Source organism: Pseudomonas sp. PAMC 29040 (assembly GCF_003994535.1).
In the GTDB taxonomy this organism is placed as follows: domain Bacteria; phylum Pseudomonadota; class Gammaproteobacteria; order Pseudomonadales; family Pseudomonadaceae; genus Aquipseudomonas; species Aquipseudomonas paraversuta.
The window spans coordinates 195,474-210,489 of the sequence record NZ_RZAA01000003.1; the positions used below are offsets into that span (position 1 = coordinate 195,474).

Consider the following 15,016-nt stretch of genomic DNA (forward strand, 5'->3'; position numbering starts at 1 on the left):
ACTTATAAGGATATTCGATGGACAGTGTTGTGGCTTTATCACAGGCAATTCTCCGGATCAGTGAAAATCAGACGGTGCTGAGTATCATGATTCGTGAACTTACGGATGGTGTCGATTTACCGGTAAATTGCGTGAATGCGCAACTCCTGGCCTGTTATGTCGACATGCTGGATAAAAACCATTTGTTGCTGTTGGACGCTTTATGTCAGCTCAACTCCCAGGAAGTACTTTAGCGGGTTGCAAATGGCTGGCCTGATGGTGAACTCAAAATTTGTCTGGCAACGATGCCGGGCGATGGTACGGGCTCGGGCCCCGAGGATCTGCCAGTGTCGGGTCGGTTGTTTGCTCAGGGTCGGCGCCCGCTATGCACCCGCATGCACTCTGCGAGCAGTGATACCCACCCATAATCCGGTATCCCGTAGTCCTGCGCGCCCATCGGGTGCCGGGTGATTGCCTCGGCAGCCGGCCGGGCAATGGGGTACGCCAAGAAAGTTTTCAGGCGCGATCGCAGCGGCCGCAGGTTTGTCTGGGGCCTGCTGCTGGCCTCTGCCTGTTTTCGGAGCATGGCCCAAGGGCAGGCTGAACAGCTTTTCACTGCACAGGAAAGAGCCTGGATTAGCGCCAATCCTGTGGTCCATGTGGCTGTGGATCCCGACTGGCGCCCATTGGAATACGTTGAAGATGGTGTTTATAAAGGGCTCAGCGCTGAGTACCTGAAAGCCATTGCCAGGGTTTCCGGCCTGGAGTTTCGCTGGAAGCAAGGCCTGGGCTGGCCCTCCGCCAGGGCTGCACTGGCGGAGCGCAGTATCGACTTGCTTGCGGCCACTTCACAGCAGATGGCTGCGCCGCAATCCCGTGAGCATATCGCCTACAGCAAACCTTACTTTGTAGGTTCCACGCTTATTGTGACCCGGGCCAGTTCGCCGGTGATGTTCGATCCTCGTCAACTGGAGGGCAAGAAGGTCGCTGTCAAGGCCGGAGGCGGGTATGAGCGCAGTTTGCGTTTACGTTACCCCGCAATCCTGCTGGTCGCGGTCGAAACTGCAACAGAGGCATTGGAGCGTGTCGCGAGCGGCGAGCTGTATGCCGCCATCGATGTTGATGCGGTGTTGATCCCGATTTTGCAACACCGCTATTTCGATACGCTGCACGTCGCGGGTTCGATTGCCGAATTGCCCGCAGTGGTCAGCATCGGCATACGAATGGACCAGCCGTTACTGGTCTCGATCATCAACAAATCCCTGGCCACGCTGACCGCCCGCGAGACCGACCACATGCTGGCGCGCTGGGTTGATGCCGCCAGTTACGGGCCGCCGTCGTGGTCCGAACTGCTGAAATACTATTGCCGCGAAATGCTCGTGGTGGTCCTGTTTCTTGCCATCTTCATGTATCTGTTGTGCAACGCCCATCTGGCGCAACGCCAGGCCCGGCGTAGCGAGCGGGACAAGGCCATGTTGCTGGCGGTCATGAGTCATGAAATTCGTACGCCCATGAATGCGATACTTTCCAGTGTCGAGCTGCTGGGGCGAGCCCGGCTCGCGCCGGAAGATGCCGAGTTGGCGAAAATTGCAGTGACCAGTGCCAATACGCTGTTGGGGCTGCTCGATTGTGCGCTGGATTTTTCCAAGCTGGAGGCCGAGCGCATGGTGCTCGAGTTCAGGCCCACCAATATCGACGGGTTGATCGAGGAGGCGCTCAGCATCTCGGAGTTGCGGGCGCAGGAGAAAGGCCTGCCGATGAAGATGAGCCTGCAGTGGGACTCGCCGCTGTGGTTGAGTGTTGATGCCCTGCGCCTGCGGCAAGTACTGATCAACCTGCTCTGCAATGCAATCAAGTTTACCGAGGCCGGTGAGGTCAAGGTGGTAGCCGGTTTTGAGATCGACCCTGAGGATTCAGCCAGGGGGCTGTTGCACCTGAGCATTATTGACACCGGCATCGGCATTTCCTGGCGTGATCAGCGGCGCCTGTTTCAGGCGTTTACCCAGGCCGACGACTCGATTACCCGAAAGTTTGGCGGCACCGGTCTGGGGCTGACCATCTGCCGCCGTCTTTTGGGGTTGATGGGCGGCACTATTGTGTTGCACAGCGAGCTCGGCAAGGGCACAACCTTCGTGGTCCGGGTGCCCGCGCTGCTGGCAGAGCCGCAGGTGCACCTCCAGCAGACAAATTCCTCAGCTTCAACCGCGGCGGCGGGTAGCGGGATGCCGGCGCTGAAAGTACTGGTGGTTGAGGATCATCCGCAAAACCAGTTTGTGATCAGGCGCCAGTTACAGACCATGGGCCATGAAAACGTCCAGGCGCTGACGGGGCAGGCGGGTCTGGATTGCTTTGCCGGGGAACGCTTCGATGTGGTGCTGCTGGACTGCAATTTGCCGGATATAGATGGCTATAGCGTCGCCCGCCGTATACGTGTCATGGAGGCCGGGCGCCAGATCCGTACACCGATCATTGCCATTTCGGCAATGGTTGGGGCGGAGCATGCCGAGTCGTGTTTTGACGCCGGTATCGATGGCTTGCTGACCAAGCCGTTACGGGTTGACCAGTTGCGGGAAATAATCGATCTGTGGTGTGACAGATGCACGCCATCCCCGGAGCCGGCCGACGGCGATCTGCTAAGTGCTTTTTTTGCAACTTGTCACCTGGACTTCGAGCCTCTGCCTGGCTTTGCGCAAGCCTGTGACTGGCCCCAGGTGGCGCATCGGGCGCATCGCATTGCAGGTGCCGCCATGATGCTGGATCAGCCCCGGGTCGTCGAGGCTGCCCGCAGACTTGAGGCGCTTTGCCAGGAGCCAGTTGAAATTGCGACTGTTCACATGGCCATCGAGCATTTGCAACATGCCCTGGAATCCGCTTGTCGCTGACGCGCAACGCGGCTGCGACGGGGGCTCGCAGCCGCGTGCCCGGTCAGCGACTACGGGCCCGTTTTTCTGCTCAGGTAAAAGCTCTTCAACGCTTCTTCCATGCCGGCCAGCATGGCGCTCCAGTCGTACTCCTGACCGGCAGTATCACGCAGGGCCTGCTCCATGTCCCTGGCCCGTTTCGCCAGTTCGTTCGCCTGCATCGCCAGCGCTGCACCGTGAAGACGATGGCTGTAGTGCAGGGCCAGCACCAGGTTGTGCTTGTCGAACGCATCATGCAGGCATGCGAAATCTTCGCCACAGGAGGTATTGAACAGATCCTCGATGGAGGCGCTGCTCAGTGAGCTGGCCACAGGCTGGGGCGGGGTGTCGGGGCCGGGCAGCCACAGGCCCAGGATCTGCCGCAAGGCCGACAAAGTCAGGGGTTTTGACAGATTGCCGTCAATCTCGCTGTCGATGCATTTGAGCTGATGTTGCTCGTCGGTGGAGGCGGAGATCGCAATGATCGGCATGTGGGCCAGGCCTTGCTCTTGTTCCTGCTGGCGAATCCTGCGGGCCACTTCGTAACCGTCGATGCCGGGCAAGTGACAGTCCAGCAGGATCAGGCAAATGCCCTCGCGGTGCTGCTCCATGGTCGCCATGGCCGCTATGCCGTCCTCGACAATCAGCGCGTGATACCCCAGCTCAGTGAGTTGTAGCTGGATGGTCTGGCGGTTGATCGGATGATCTTCGACCACCAGCACCTGCTGCCAGGTTTTCGCTGGTGCGTCCGGCAGCGGCTCTTCGGCAGCCCGGGCAGGCAGGGCAGGGTATTTGTGCCTGAAACTCACCGGCAAGCTGACGCGTACACGGGTGCCCTGGCCGGATTCGCTTTCGAGGTCGATCTGGCCGCCCATTAACTCCACCAGCTGTTTGCAGATGGACAGCCCCAGTCCGCTGCCGCCGTAACGCCGGGTGATCGAGTTGTCGGCCTGGACGAACGCCTGGAATAAATGCCGTTGTTGTTGCGCGTCGACTCCGATCCCCGTATCGCTGACCAGTATCTCCAGGTGTCCGGAGTCGGAGGAAGTGGCTTCAAAGTGCAGGCTCAGCAGCACCTCGCCGTGCTCGGTAAATTTCACCGCATTGGACAGCAGGTTGGCGATGACCTGACGGATACGGACCGGGTCGAGGATCAGTAACACCTCATCCAGGCCGGTAACCGCCAGGGATATCTCGGTATGGCGCTGGCGGGCAGCCAGTTGGTGGATGTCGGCCAGGCCCCGGGCCAGTTGCTGCAGATCGGTGGGGACGGATTCCAGTTGGATCTTGTCGGCTTCCAGCTTGGAAATATCCAGCACGTCGTCGAGCAATTCCAGAAGGTTGCGCGCCGAAACGTTGGCCAGGGTGGCCAGTTCCTGTTGCGCCGGGGTCAGCGGTGAACCCTTGAGCAGTTCGATGGACGACAGCACGCCATTCATCGGGGTGCGGATTTCATGGCTCATCATTGCCAGGAAACTCGATTTGGCCGCTTCGCTTTTCTGCGCGGCCTTTTTCGCCAGCATGGCACGTCGGGTCATGAAGGCCAGTGCCGACAGCAGCAGGGCAAAACAAATCAGCTCGATCTGGTAGTAGCGGAAAACCGTCGCCCAGGAGGGGGCGCCGTAGTCGGTCCGTTCCAGCCAGCGTTCAAAGATGGCATCGATGGTTGATGGCGGTAGCTGTGCCAGTGATTTGTTGATGATGGACAACAGTTCAGGGTACTTGGGGCTGATACCCATGCTGCTGACGATCGGCATGTCTGACAGCACGCCGGCCAGGTGCAGGGTGCCGAAAAACTTGCGGGATATGATCAACTGCAAAACGCTGTCCATGCCAATCACAGCGTCGGCTTTGCCCTCGGCCAAAGCCATCAGGGCGTCCTCCGGGTCATTGATCAGTAGCAGTTCGACGTCGGGGAACTCTTTTCGCAGGTACTGCTCATAGCCGCCGCCGCCTTTGACCGCTACCACTTTGCCGTTGAGTTTGTGGGTCGAAAACAGTACCGGTTCACCACTGCGGGTGACGACGACGGTGGAACCGACGAAAAAAACGTCGGACAGCAGTAGTTTTCCGGCCTGATCCTTGTCGATCAAGGCTTTGGAGACCGCAGTGGTCAGGTCGATTTTGCCAGCGTCGATGAGGGCGAGGGTTTCACTCCAGTTTTTTGTCGGAACCAGTTCGAATTGCAGTCCGCTGATGCGCGAGATTTGCTGCAGATAATCGCGGGTCAGGCCTTTGTGTTCGCCATTTTCGATGTATTCCAGCGGCCAGTAGGAGTCGATGGCATAGCGCACCACCGGGTGCTCCTAGATCCATTGCTTCTCTGCCGGGGTGAAGGCGTAAGGGGAATCGGCGTACACCTGGCAACTGATCAACAGCGCAATCCCCAGCAGCATCAGCCTGCGCATATCACTGGCCTTCCAGCAGGTAGCGGACCTTGTTCAGCTCGTTGTCATTGTTCAACCCGAGCTTTTTGTAGGCGGCTTGTTTCTGGGTACTGATGGTCTTGATGCTGCGGGAAAACTTATTGGCAATTTGCGTCACCGACATGCCGTCCAGGAGGCAGCGCATCACTTCGTGCTCGCGCCCGGTCAGCGCCGCATTCGTGGCAAGGATGGCCAGGCTGTCAGTGTCATCGTTGGTGGCTGCGGTCGATGGATCGCCGGAAGAGATCTCCTGTTCACGAAACTGCTCGCTCATGGTTTCGGCCAGGTAGGTCTTGCCGGATACCACGCGGCGAATGGCAATAGGCAGTTGGGACGGGTCCACTTCTTTGCCGATAAATCCGTCGGCGCCGCTGCGCATGACCATGGCCACGGTGGCGGGGTTATGCAGTGCCGACAGCACCAGCAAACGCATGCCCGGAAAGCGTTTTTTCAGGCCGCGCACCAGGTTCAGGCCGTCGATTTCGTCCGGCCCCAGTGAATAGTCCAGCAGCACCAGGTCGACGCTCTGTCGTTGCAGTGCCTCAAGCAGTGCCTGACTGCTGCTGAAACTGCCGGCAATCTGAATGTCGGCCTGGGTTTTCAGGCTCAGTTCCAGGCCTTGGAGCATGAATAGATGATCATCCAGAAGCATGACCCGAATCATTTTGCGAATGGACATGACCAGCCTCGAAGAACTTTGTCCTCATCTCGCGCCACAGTAGTCGCGAGGTCGACAAATAAGTGTTGAGTGTGATCTGTACGGCTCCAGGGGCCGCAGGCCAGAGCTTCAGAGTAATAGATTATGAACAACATGTGCAGAGGCTGAAGTCGCTACCCGGAATCAATAGTAGCCCGTGGTTCATCCTGACCTGAATCAGCCCCCATTTCGCTCTGCACAGCCTGTGCAGTGGATGCCTCTAAAATGGATCAAGGCGGGTTTTTAGAGATTGGGCTGCTTTCTGGCGCGGCCGACTTCATGTTGGCTGAGGCTGGTGGGGGTAAGACACTTTTGCTTTTTGAGACGATTCTTATTTTTGTGGCGGAAAGCGGGCATATCATAACGCGCGATTCTTTGCCCTTAGTGTTGGTGCGGGTTTTGGCTTTGACTCTGGTTGAAGTGCTGGTACGAACGCCCCTGATAAAGGGTCATATGGAGTAATACCTGGTTCAGCAACGCTGAGAGGTAAAGAGGAAGTTGCCATGGCATCCATGTTGAACCCGATTCGCTTGATGTTGCTTGATGATCATGCGCTGATTCTGCAAGGGTTTTCTCGGTTACTCACCCCCCATAAAGATATGCAGATTGTCGGCTGTTTCACCCGCAGCCGGCAGTTGATGGACGCGTTGAGAACGCAAAGTGTGGACGTGGTGGTGATGGACTACTCCCTGAGCCCCGGCGAAGTTGACGGCCTGAATCTGATTCGCGGTCTGCGGCTGCGGTATCCGGGGGCGCGCCTGCTGGTGGTTTCGGCCCTGCATACGCCGGCAACGGTAGCCCTGGCGATGCGCTGCGGTGCGAGTGGATTTCTGGGCAAGGATACAAGCTCTGATGAAGTCGTACTCGCCATCAGAAAAGTCGCCGCCGGCCAGATTTATTTGCATTCTGCGATGGCGCTGGAGCTCAAACATAACGAAATTTCGACCCGCAGCAGCCTGGAAACCTCTGCCGACAGCGGGTCAGACCAGGGGGAACTGACCGGTTTGAGTACCCTTTCCATTCGTGAGCGCGAAGTGCTGCGCTGCTGTCTTGAGGGCATGTCGGTGACGAAAATCGCCGGGAAGTTTTCCCGCAGCATCAAGACCATCAGCACCCAGAAGCAATCGGCCTACAAAAAGCTGGGTGTGACCAGCGACAATGAATTGTTCAAGATCCGCTCGCAGTTCGAGAACGGCTGATGGCAGTCACTGATGGTTGTGGGAGCCCGGCTCCCACACACATTAGATGGCGGGGTATTCGTCACTGGCGTCGGGCCAGGGGCTGAGCACTTCGAAACCGTCATCCGTCACGGCAACCATGTGTTCCCACTGGGCCGACAGCGACTGATCCTTGGTCACTACGGTCCACTGGTCCGCCAGGGTTTTGACATGGCGTTTGCCCGCATTGAGCATGGGCTCAATGGTGAAGATCATGCCGGTTTTAAGCTTCATGCCCTGGCCCGGGTAGCCGTAGTGCAGGACCTGCGGCTCATCATGGTAGACCTTGCCGATGCCATGACCGCAGTACTCGCGGACCACACTGAACCCTTCCTTTTCGGCCAGCGACTGGATGGCATGGCCAATGTCGCCCAGGGTTGCGCCCGGGCGAACCACACGAATCCCGGCACACATGGCGTCGTAGGTGGTTTTCACCAGGTGACGGGTTTGCGGATCGACATCGCCGACCAGGTACATGCGGCTGGTATCGCCGTACCAGCCATCCTTGACCACGGCGATGTCGATATTGACGATATCCCCGTCCTTGAGCGGCACTGCGTTCGGGATGCCGTGGCAGACGACTTGATTGACCGAGGTACAGACCGTTTTCGGGAAACCGTGATAGCCCACGTTACCGGGAATGGCCTTCTGCACATTGACGATGTAGTCGTGGCAGATCTGGTCCAGCTGGTCGGTAGTGACGCCCGCTTTGACGTGGGCGCCGATCATGGCCAGCACTTCGGCGGCCAGCTTGCCGGCAATCTTTGACTGGGCGATCTGCGCCGGGCTGTTGATCACGACACCGGCTCTCATTGATCGACTCCTGCGGTGGCTTGGGTGGCGGCGCACAACTGTTTCAAATCGAGGCCTCCGTCCAGTTCGGCGGCAATCAGCAGGCGGCAGATCTGGTTGTGATCCAGGCCTGGATGCAGTTCGGTCAGCATGCCGATACGCATCCAGTGCTCCGCTTGTGCGTTGATCGAGCGGCTCAGAGCGTTGCTGGCCAGCCGCAGGTTCTCGTGCATGGCGTCCGAGATTTTTACAATGCCCATCTAAATGCTCAATATGAAATGTATATGAAACGTATATTAGGCGATGGCGGGGCCACATCGCAACCTTGCCGGGTCAAGCGCCCAGCTCCTGCAACGGGTAGGGGGTATCAGCCGGTATTCATGAAGCTCCATCACTAATCTCTGTAGGATGTTTGATCATTCTTTGTAACAACCTGATTTATCGAAGGTCTAGGTGTCAGCCTTTATTTTTGATGATCAAGGAGATTTATGTGATATCCCGCAGAAAGTTACTGTCTTCTGGCGCTGCCATAACCGGTGCCGGACTTCTTTCTTCATCCTGGGCGGGTTCGGTTCTGGCGCAAGGCATCAATAATGCCGCCACTGATGATGTCGAACTTTTGCACCAGCTTTCACTGTTCCTCACCGAGCGCGATGCGCTGGACCCGAGCCTCACGCTGCGCGTGCTGGCACGCTGTACCGAGGCCGATCCATTGTTCCCGGAAAAGGTCAGGGGGCTGTGGGGCAGCATCCGCCAGCATGGTTTGAGCCGGGTCTCGATGTTGAGCGCCAGCCCGGTTTATCAGCACCCGCAGTACAAGGACACGGTGCAAAAAATCGTCCGCGCCTGGTACCTGGGCTATACCGGCACTCCGGTCAGCATGCGGGCCGTGGACGACACCCGGCTGGTGACCTTCACCGGTGCGCTGGCGTACACGCCGACCCTGGATGCCACCGTGATCCCCACCTACTCCCGGGGGCATACCAACTATTGGGTTGATCCGCCGTCTACCGTCGCTAACGATTAAAACAAGGGGTACCCATGAGTCAGGTCTTTGATGCTGATGTCATTGTTGTTGGGTCCGGAGCCTTGGGCAGCAACGCAGCTTTTGAATTGGCCAAACAAGGCAAGTCAGTGATTATTCTGGAAGCAGGTGAGTCCATTCCCCGCTGGAAAATCGTTGAAAACTTTCGCAACTCTTCGAACAAGAGTAACTACAACTCGCCGTATCCGAATGAGCCATGGGCGCGTCATTCCTACGATGAGCAGTACATAGAAAATATCGGCTCGTTCGAGTTTCGTCCGGGCATGTTGAAACTGGTCGGCGGCACCACCTGGCATTGGGCGGCAGCCTGCTGGCGTTACCTGCCCAACGACATGAAGCTCAACACCCTGTACGGGGTTGGCCGCGACTGGCCAATGGAGTACAGCGAGCTGGAACCCTATTACGCACGGGCCGAAGTGGCGCTGGGCGTATGCGGCAGTGATACCCAGGATCAAAGCGGGCATGACGGCGAGGCCTTTCCGCCGCGTTCGACGCCGTACCCCATGCCGCCCGAAGGCGATACCTACCTGTTCCAGCGCCTTCGCGCGCGTCTGGCCCCGGCCGGCTATGTGTTCCTGCATGAGCCCAACGGTCGTGCCACCACGCCCTATGACGATCGCCCGGCGTGCAGCGGCAACAACAACTGCATGCCGGTATGCCCGATTGGCGCCATGTACAGCGGTGATGTGCATGCCCGGCACGCGCAGCAGGCGGGGGCCAGACTGCTGACCGACGCCACGGCATACAAGCTGGAGAAAGGCGAAGGCGGCAAGATCGTTGCCGTGCATTACCGCAGCTCCAAGGGCGATAACGTGCGGCTCACCGCCAAGTACTTTGTGGTGGCCGCCAATGGCCTGGAAACCCCCAAGCTGCTGTTGATTTCCGAGGTGGCCAACTCATCGGACCAGGTGGGGCGCAACCTGATGGACCACACTGGTCAGGGGCTGCAGTTTCTGGCCGACGAGCCGGTATGGCCGGGGCGCGGAGCGGTGCAGCAAGGCGGGATTTTCAACCGTCGCGATGGCGCGTTCCGCAAGGAACGGGCGTCGGTCAAACATGCCTTTGCCAACAACGTGCCGAACATGGCTGTGGCCAATCGTCTGATCGAGCAGGGCATTTTCGGCAAGGAACTGGACGAGCGAATTCGTCACGATTCGGCACGCTGGGTGGATGTGTCGACGGTGTACGAAACCTTGCCGCTGGCGAGCAACACCATTCGCCCGAGCACCACCCGCACCGATGCCCTGGGCATCCCGATGATGGTGATCAATTACGAAGTAGGTGATTACGTCAAAGCCGCCAAGCCCGGGGTGGACGCCGACTATGCCGACTTCGTGAAAGTCATGGGCGGTACCGTGGTTGAGGACAACACCGGCTGGCAGAACCGCGACCACCTGATGGGCACCGTAATCATGGGTACTGATGCCAAGGACTCGGTGGTCAACCACGAGTGCCGCACCTTCGATCATCCGAACCTGTTTTTGGCCACCACCGGGGTGATTCCGGCATCGGGCACCATCAATCCGACGCTGACCGGGGTTGCCTTGAGCATTCGTGTGGCCGACATCATTGCGCGGGAGGTCTGAGCCATGAATCCCTATCTCTGCGCGCTACGCCCCCTGGTTGCCCTGTGCAGCCTGTTTGCTTCGCTGTCCGTGTGGGCGGTCGAAGATACTGCCGCGCTGATCAAGCAAGGCGAATACGTGGCCCGGGCTGCCGACTGCGGGGCCTGTCACCGTACGGTGGAAAAAGACGGCCCGGCGCTGGCCGGTGGTTATGCCATCGACTCGCCCATGGGCAAGATCATTGCCAGCAACATCACACCGTCCAAGACCCACGGCATTGGTGATTACACCGAGCAGCAACTGGCCGATTCCTTGCGCAAAGGGGTCAACGCCAAGGGCCAGCAGTTGTATCCGGCCATGCCCTATACCTCCTATCAGGGCATGAGCGATGAAGACATTCACGCGCTGTATGTGTACCTGCAACAGGGGGTTAAACCGGTAGACGCAGCCGTGGCGCCGACCCGACTGGCATTCCCGTTCAATATCCGGCCGTTGATGTTTGGCTGGAACCTGCTGTTTCTCGACAACCAGGGTTTTGTTGCCAAAAAACCGGACGATGCACAGTTGACCCGCGGGCAATACCTAGTCGATAGCCTGGCCCACTGCGGTGCCTGCCATACCCCGCGTAATGCTCTGATGGCGGAAGACTCCGAGCGCTATTTGTCGGGCGCTGCACTGGGCGGCTGGATCGCGCCTAACATCACCCCGGACAAAGCCACCGGCCTGGGCGGCTGGAGCAATGACGAGGTGGTGGCGTTCTTGAAAAACGGCCACGTCACCAACAAGGCACAAGCGGCGGGCGGCATGGCTGAAGCGGTGGAAAACAGCCTGCGGTTTTTGACCGATGATGACCTGTACGCCATGGCCGGCTACCTGAAAACCGTCCCGGCGATTGCCACCGGAAACCATGTCGCCAGCACCCCGCGGGTGGTGACGCCGATCGACATGACCACCCTCGAAACCGGTCAGCTCGATCAGGCAACCCTGGCCGATGCCAGCGAAACCGATGGCGCCCGGCTCTACAACTCGGCGTGCGCCAGTTGCCACGGGCGTGACGGGCAGGGCACCGGCGACGGGTTCTATCCTTCCTTGAGCCAGAACAGCGCCTTGACCGGGTTGCATCCGAATAATCTGGTGATGGCGATAATTGAAGGGGTGGAGCGTAAAGGGGCCGACCTGCAAGTCAGCATGCCGGCATTGGGTGGTGACCTGAATGATCAGCAAGTGGCGGCGATTGCCAACTACAGCCTGCAACGTTTCGGCAACCCGTTGCTCAGTGTTGATCAACAGACCGTGGCCAGCCTGCGTCGTGGTGGTGATGCGCCGCTGTTGGTGGTGGCAATGCCTTACGTGATCTGGGGTGGCGGCGGATTGTTGCTGTGCCTGATTGTCTGGGGCCTGGTGGTACGCAGCCAGCGCAAGCGGGAGCGCGAGATTCTGGCCAAAAGAATGGCGCTTAACCGGCGCTTTCATTCGCGCTAATACCGCAACGACGTAATCCTGTAGGAGCGAGCTTGCTCGCGAGCATTTGGTTGTTTGGTTGAAAAGCTCGCGAGGCAAGCTCGCTCCTACAGGTGTCGGGGTTGTTTTCAGCGCAATAAATTGACCTTGGGCAAGTCGATCCGTCCATCGCGGTTATACCGCCACGTTGTAATTCTGTAGGAGCGAGCTTGTCTCGCGAGCTTTTGGTTGTGTGGTTGAAAAGCTCGCGAGGCAAGCTCGCTCCTACAGGTATCTGGGGTTGTTTTCAGCGCAATGAGTTGACCTTGGCCAGGTCGATCCGTCCATCGCGGTCATACCGCCACGTTGTAATTCTGTAGGAGCGAGCTTGTCTCGCGAGCATTTGGTTGATTGGCTGAAAAGCTCGCGAGGCAAGCTCGCTCCTACAGGTGTCGGGTTGTTTTCAGCGCAACAAATTGACCTTGGCCAGGTCGATCCGTCCATCGCGGTCATACCGCCACGTTGTAATTCTGTAGGAGCGAGCTTGTCTCGCGAGCTTTTGGCTGATTGGCTGAAAAGCTCGCGAGGCAAGCTCGCTCCTACAGGTGTCGGGGTTGTTTTCAGCGCAACAAATTGACCTTGGCCAGGTCGATCCGTCCATCGCGGTCATACCGCCACGTTGTAATCCTGTAGGAGCGAGCTTGTCTCGCGAGCATTTGGCTGATTGGCTGAAAAGCTCGCGAGGCAAGCTCGCTCCTTCAGGTGTCGGGGTTGTTTTCAGCGGAATAAATTGACCTTGGCCAGGTCGATCCGTCCATCGCGGTCATACCGCCACGTTGTAATCCTGTAGGAGCGAGCTTGCTCGCGAGCTTTTGGTTGATTGGCTGAAAAGCTCGCGAGGCAAGCTCGCTCCTACGGGTATCGGGGTAGTTTTCAGCGGAATAAATCGACCTTGGCCAGGTCGATCCGTCCATCGCGGTTATACCGCCACGTTGTAATCCTGTAGGAGCGAGCTTGTCTCGCGAGCTTTTGGTTGTGTGGTTGAAAAGCTCGCGAGCAAGCTCGCTCCTACAGGTGTCGGGGTTGTTTTCAGCGGAATAAATTGACCTTGGCCAGGTCGATCAGCTCCCGGGCACGACCGTCCATTACGGTCTTGAGCATGAACAGGCTAAACCCCTTGGCTTGTTCGAAGGTTTTGCTCGGTGGCATCACCAGCTCCTGACGGGCACTGACCACGTCGACCAGTACCGGGCCGTCATGGCTCAGGGCTTCACGCAGGGCCGCTTCCAGCTCGCCTGGATGCTCGACACGAATTCCCTTGACCCCCATCGCTTCGGCCATGGCGGCGAAGTTCGGGTTGTTCAGTTCGCAGCCCACATCCGGGAAACCCGCCGCTTTCATTTCCATTTCTACAAAGCCCAGGGTGCCGTTGTTCAGCACTATGACTTTTACCGGCAAGCCGACCTGATTCAGGGTCAGAAAATCTCCCATCATCATGGTGAAACCGCCATCGCCAGACATGGAAATTACCTGGCGGTCGGGGAAGGTCGCTTGTGCGCCGATGGCCTGCAACATCGCATTGGCCATGGAACCGTGGTTGAACGAGCCGATCAGACGACGCTTGCCGTTCATTTTCAGGTAGCGCGCAGCCCATGCAGTGGGCGTGCCCACATCGCAGGTGAAGATCGCGTCTTCATCCGCCAGCTCGTTGACCAGACGATTGAGGTACTGCGGATGGATGATTGAGCTGCCAGGGCCGCTTTCAGCCAGGGCGTCGAGGTCTTCGCGGGCTTTTTTGTAGTCCTTGAGGGCGGTATCCAGATGCTCGCGCTCAGGGTTTTGCAGCACTTTTGGCAGCACCGCCTGCAAGGTCAGCTGAACATCGCCGATCAGACCCAGCTCCAGCGGGCAGCGATTGCCCAGGGCTTCGGAGCGCAGGTCGATTTGCGCGATATAGCCATGCTCCGGGTAAAACTGGCGGTACGGAAAATTGGTGCCCAGCATCAGCAAGGTGTCACAGTTGGCCATCGCCTTGTAACCCGATGCAAAACCGATCAACCCGGTCATGCCGACGTCATAGGGGTTGTCGTATTCGACATGCTCCTTGCCGCGCAGCGCATGCACGATCGGTGCATTCAAGCGTTCGGCCAGGGCCAGGATTTCGCTGTGGGCACCGGCGCAGCCTGCGCCGCAGAGCAAGGTGACTTTTTTGCCGGCATTGAGAAATGAGGCCAGCCGGTCGATGTCGGTATCGTGCGGACGAATCATCGGCAGGCTCGGCTTGAGCCAGTTGGGCACTTTGGCGTCGCAGGCCTGCAGCGCCACGTCCCCCGGAATCACCACTACCGCCACCCCGCGCTTGGCGATGGCCATGCGCATGGCGCGCTCCAGCACTTGGGGCAGCTGCTCGGCCCGCGACACCAGCTCGACGTAATGGCTGCATTCCTGGAACAGGCTTTCCGGATGGGTGGCCTGGAAGTAATCAATGCCGATTTCGCTGCCGGGAATATGCGCGGCCAGCGCCAGCACAGGTACACCGCTGCGATGGGCGTCGAACAGGCCATTGATCAAATGCAGATTGCCCGGGCCGCAACTGCCGGCGCAGACTGCCAGTTCGCCAGTCAAATGCGCCTGGGCCCCGGCGGCAAAGGCTGCGGACTCTTCGTTGCGCATGTGAACCCACTGGATTTGTTCCTGGCGCCGCAGCGAATCGGTGAACGCATTCAAGGAGTCTCCCACTACTCCGAATACACGTTTGACACCTGCTTGCTGCAGGGTTTCAGTGATGAAGTCGGCAACCGTTCTGGTCATGGGAGGTTCCTTGAAGTAAGAATGCGGAGGAAAACAGAGTAGACGCAGCATCCGACCCTGCAGGTTTTTAAAACGTTCGATGAACAAGTGTTCATCTGCATAACGCGCGCTGCTGTTGTGGCTGCAGGCTTGCCTGCGATCCGG

At 58.5% G+C, this 15,016-nt stretch carries 12 protein-coding genes; 7 read left to right on the plus strand and 5 right to left on the minus strand.

Annotated features, from left to right (window positions below):
• The first annotated feature begins 17 nt into the window (after window positions 1–17).
• Window positions 18–233 (plus strand): hypothetical protein, encoded by a 216-nt coding sequence (locus tag WG29040_RS06280; protein ID WP_003446734.1) that lies wholly within the window; start codon window positions 18–20, stop codon window positions 231–233.
• Window positions 234–638: 405 nt separating this feature from the next.
• A complete protein-coding gene (locus WG29040_RS06285) occupies window positions 639–2,861 on the plus strand; it encodes an ATP-binding protein (RefSeq protein ID WP_256681528.1) in 2,223 nt (740 codons plus the stop codon).
• Window positions 2,862–2,911: 50 nt separating this feature from the next.
• On the opposite strand, the gene WG29040_RS06290 is transcribed toward WG29040_RS06285, so the two are convergent.
• Both WG29040_RS06290 and WG29040_RS06295 read right to left on the minus strand, forming a co-directional pair.
• Complete coding sequence (locus tag WG29040_RS06290; RefSeq protein ID WP_256681529.1) at window positions 2,912–5,173, minus strand: ATP-binding protein; 2,262 nt, start codon at window positions 5,171–5,173, stop codon at window positions 2,912–2,914.
• 115 nt (window positions 5,174–5,288) lie between these two features.
• A complete protein-coding gene (locus WG29040_RS06295) occupies window positions 5,289–5,984 on the minus strand; it encodes a response regulator transcription factor (protein WP_127195871.1) in 696 nt (231 codons plus the stop codon).
• 243 nt (window positions 5,985–6,227) lie between these two features.
• Here WG29040_RS06295 and WG29040_RS06300 point away from each other — a divergent pair, with 243 nt between their 5' ends.
• A complete protein-coding gene (locus WG29040_RS06300) occupies window positions 6,228–6,464 on the plus strand; it encodes a hypothetical protein (protein ID WP_256681530.1) in 237 nt (78 codons plus the stop codon).
• Window positions 6,465–6,505: 41 nt separating this feature from the next.
• Window positions 6,506–7,201 carry a response regulator transcription factor gene (locus tag WG29040_RS06305; protein WP_003446742.1) on the plus strand — a complete coding sequence of 232 codons (696 nt, stop codon included), beginning with the start codon at window positions 6,506–6,508 and terminating at the stop codon, window positions 7,199–7,201.
• 42 nt (window positions 7,202–7,243) lie between these two features.
• Here the strand turns inward: WG29040_RS06305 and map are convergent, their stop codons facing one another.
• Both map and WG29040_RS06315 read right to left on the minus strand, forming a co-directional pair.
• Entirely contained in the window at window positions 7,244–8,032 is a 789-nt protein-coding gene (gene map, locus WG29040_RS06310; RefSeq protein ID WP_003446743.1) for a type I methionyl aminopeptidase, read from the minus strand.
• On the minus strand, window positions 8,029–8,271 hold the full coding sequence (locus WG29040_RS06315; protein WP_003446744.1) for a ParD-like family protein: 243 nt from the start codon (window positions 8,269–8,271) through the stop codon (window positions 8,029–8,031). The genes map and WG29040_RS06315 overlap by 4 nt, the downstream gene beginning before the upstream one ends.
• A gap of 230 nt (window positions 8,272–8,501) precedes the next feature.
• Here WG29040_RS06315 and WG29040_RS06320 point away from each other — a divergent pair, with 230 nt between their 5' ends.
• The 3 genes from WG29040_RS06320 to WG29040_RS06330 are packed head-to-tail and all read left to right on the plus strand — an operon-like array spanning window position 8,502 to window position 12,103.
• A complete protein-coding gene (locus tag WG29040_RS06320; protein ID WP_177412933.1) occupies window positions 8,502–9,038 on the plus strand; it encodes a sugar dehydrogenase complex small subunit in 537 nt (178 codons plus the stop codon).
• Window positions 9,039–9,052: 14 nt separating this feature from the next.
• Window positions 9,053–10,642 carry a GMC family oxidoreductase gene (locus tag WG29040_RS06325; protein WP_003446746.1) on the plus strand — a complete coding sequence of 530 codons (1,590 nt, stop codon included), beginning with the start codon at window positions 9,053–9,055 and terminating at the stop codon, window positions 10,640–10,642.
• Window positions 10,643–10,645: 3 nt separating this feature from the next.
• Complete coding sequence (locus tag WG29040_RS06330) at window positions 10,646–12,103, plus strand: cytochrome c (RefSeq protein ID WP_127195873.1); 1,458 nt, start codon at window positions 10,646–10,648, stop codon at window positions 12,101–12,103.
• 1,047 nt (window positions 12,104–13,150) lie between these two features.
• On the opposite strand, the gene poxB is transcribed toward WG29040_RS06330, so the two are convergent.
• A complete protein-coding gene (gene poxB, locus WG29040_RS06335) occupies window positions 13,151–14,872 on the minus strand; it encodes a ubiquinone-dependent pyruvate dehydrogenase (protein WP_127195874.1) in 1,722 nt (573 codons plus the stop codon).
• Window positions 14,873–15,016 lie beyond the last annotated feature (144 nt).

Excerpts from the sequence above, each read along its gene's own strand:
- WG29040_RS06280 (WP_003446734.1), top strand. The coding sequence starts at position 18 with ATGGACAGTGTTGTGGCTTTATCACAGGCAATTCTCCGGATCAGTGAA.
- WG29040_RS06295 (WP_127195871.1), bottom strand. The coding sequence starts at position 5,984 with ATGTCCATTCGCAAAATGATTCGGGTCATGCTTCTGGATGATCATCTA.
- WG29040_RS06300 (WP_256681530.1), top strand. The coding sequence starts at position 6,228 with ATGGATCAAGGCGGGTTTTTAGAGATTGGGCTGCTTTCTGGCGCGGCC.
- WG29040_RS06305 (WP_003446742.1), top strand. The coding sequence starts at position 6,506 with ATGGCATCCATGTTGAACCCGATTCGCTTGATGTTGCTTGATGATCAT.
- map (WP_003446743.1), bottom strand. The coding sequence starts at position 8,032 with ATGAGAGCCGGTGTCGTGATCAACAGCCCGGCGCAGATCGCCCAGTCA.
- WG29040_RS06315 (WP_003446744.1), bottom strand. The coding sequence starts at position 8,271 with ATGGGCATTGTAAAAATCTCGGACGCCATGCACGAGAACCTGCGGCTG.
- WG29040_RS06325 (WP_003446746.1), top strand. The coding sequence starts at position 9,053 with ATGAGTCAGGTCTTTGATGCTGATGTCATTGTTGTTGGGTCCGGAGCC.
- WG29040_RS06330 (WP_127195873.1), top strand. The coding sequence starts at position 10,646 with ATGAATCCCTATCTCTGCGCGCTACGCCCCCTGGTTGCCCTGTGCAGC.
- poxB (WP_127195874.1), bottom strand. The coding sequence starts at position 14,872 with ATGACCAGAACGGTTGCCGACTTCATCACTGAAACCCTGCAGCAAGCA.